Raw genomic sequence first — 2390 nt, forward strand, 5'->3', positions numbered from 1 at the left:
GCTCTGCTCGCCTGTTTCAGGGTGAGGACACGGGTAACGAGCATCAGGGAAACACCGGCAATTGCGGTAACGGAAATTGGCAAAAGCCCAAGAGAGGCAATCAAGATTGTACAGACAAAGATGATGCTGGCCATCCTGGCATCACGAGCCTCCGGCAAGGGCTGCGTAGATCCATCAAGCACAACCACCCCTCGATGTTCGCGCAATCGGTCGATCGCGTCCCGACTGCCCTGAAGCACCAGAATATCTCCCTCATATATGATGCTGCCGGTAAGATGGCGCGATACCCTGGCATGTCGTTCTATTCCCAGGACAAGGCAGCCGTACCGTGTGCGAAATCCGATTTCCTCAAGATTTTGCCCGGCAAATTGCGAACCGGGCGCTATCATCGCCTCAGCGACGCTCTGGTCACGGGACAACCAGCTTTCCCGCTCAGCACCTTTCTCCGGCATATCCTCTTCCCCAGAAGTGCTGAACATCAAACTCGGGAACCTTGTATGTACTTCCGCCAACCCTTGATACGTTGCCATGATAACAAGAACATCTCCTTCCTGGAGTATCAGATTGCCAAATGGCGGTACAAAAGGATGATCACCGCGTTGCACGAGTAGAAGCCGGGTTCCATTAATGCCAAGTATGTTGAAACGCGGCGCGGCTCCAACAAGCTTTGGATCGGCGCCCAGATTGAATTGCGCTATGAATCTGCGATGTTTGCCGGAGATGAAACGTTGCATCGGCGATATCCGCAGAGGTAAAAGGCGCGGCATAATGAAGATCACATAGAAAAGACCGGTTGTTGCGAGAACCAGCCCGGGCAATGTGAACTCGAAAAAGCCGAGGGGCCGTTCACCCAGTGCGCTCATCGCCCCTGAAACAAGGAGATTTGTTGACGACCCGATCAATGTGGTCATGCCGGCAAGAATAGCGATGAACGACAATGGCATCATTGTTACACTTGGCTGGATTGAATAACGCCGCGCGATCGCTTCAAAAACCGGTATGAAGATCACGACCACGGGCGTATTGCTGACAAAAGGGCTGGTCAGAAATATGACGGTAAAACAAACAACTAAAACCACTTTTTCGTGGTTCCCGGCATATCCCATCATCCATTTGAGTCCCCTGTCCATGGCACCGGACCGCCACAAGCCATTGCCAAGAACAAGCAGTGCCATAACGGAGAGCAGCGCAGGATTGGCGAAACCGGCAAGCAGATCACGTGTTTCCAGGACAGGCTCGCCTGCAGCATCAAGGAGTGGGAAAATCTCGAACAACAGCAACAGCGATACAAGAATCAAGAGCGATGTCAGCTCAACCTGAACACGCCCGATGGCGAACCCAATAATGGCCGCTGATACAAGTGCATAGCTTGCCCATATATGAAAACCGTTCGGAAATGTTTCAACCATATGCGGTCCGGATACACCCAAATACCAGATAGCAATGGACTATTGGAGGCATAATTGAGATTTGACGTGGTAGGGGACTGATATAGTTCGGATACCCAGTCCCCGCCATTGCATCACCTGCCGATGGGGTTTACTGCTTCTCGATGTTAAGAGCGTCCAGACAGGCCTTTGCGAGGTCCCTGTTCGGACTGGTTTCACCTGGAACCGTTGCCCAGCCAGCCTCCATCAGAGCATCACGCCTCTTATAGTCCGCTGCTTCGCGGATCTTTCCTATTTTCATGGTGCGATTTATGTCGGTACTTGCACTGTCGATACATATGGGAAGCAATGCGGCAATGACGGCATCATCCGCCATGGTGTCGGCGACCTTAATCGCCTGCCCGCTGGTCATCCAGCCGCCCCAGGAAAATCCGACAACGGCAAGAACGACCGCCCCCAAAACCATTCCGTAGATGCCAGGCTTCAGCCATTCTGGAATATTCATAATCAATCCTCCGGCGGCATAACACCACCTCATTCGCTTATTGCCGACAGTGGCTCAAACAATTTGGCCGCTCCTCTGGCTCAGCGTTCCTGGGGGAGTTTAATACAGTTTTTCGAGAGCGATACTGACATGGGTTAGCGTAAAGCCAACTTCCTTGACCATTCGGAGACTGGACTAAGCAAGCGGACCAACTGCCAAATGCCTCCGAATATGGCGCAACCGCGCCTTAGAGTATCTGGACCGATGATTTGCCCTGGTACATTTCACGGATGATATCGCAGGCGTGTGTGATCATTTTACCGCTCATATCTCCGTCAATGGAGAAGACATTCACCCCATCGGAGCTGGAAAAAGTCACATAATGGTGCAGACCATATCTGGTCAGTAAATTTGTTTCTAAAGTGTAGTAGTCGAGACTCCGTCTGACAGTTACCGGCTTTGACGCGGTGTTCTGTCAGGTCAGGTTCAGTCTACGAACTTTTCCTTCCAGATTGGTT

Annotated in this window: 2 protein-coding genes; both read right to left on the reverse strand. The window is 51.8% G+C overall.

Going from position 1 to position 2390, the window contains the following annotated elements:
• A partial coding sequence (locus tag DFP90_RS22510) for an SLC13 family permease (protein ID WP_115939710.1) occupies positions 1 to 1409 on the reverse strand: 1409 nt, incomplete at its 3' end.
• A 130-nt stretch (positions 1410 to 1539) separates the two neighbouring features.
• On the reverse strand, positions 1540 to 1893 hold the full coding sequence (locus DFP90_RS22515; protein WP_115939711.1) for a hypothetical protein: 354 nt from the start codon (positions 1891 to 1893) through the stop codon (positions 1540 to 1542).
• Positions 1894 to 2390 lie beyond the last annotated feature (497 nt).

The sequence above is a fragment of the Aestuariispira insulae genome, from assembly GCF_003385955.1.
GTDB lineage: Bacteria > Pseudomonadota > Alphaproteobacteria > UBA8366 > Aestuariispiraceae > Aestuariispira > Aestuariispira insulae.

Coding starts and splice junctions, on each gene's coding strand:
- DFP90_RS22515 (WP_115939711.1), bottom strand. CDS start 1,893: ATGAATATTCCAGAATGGCTGAAGCCTGGCATCTACGGAATGGTTTTG.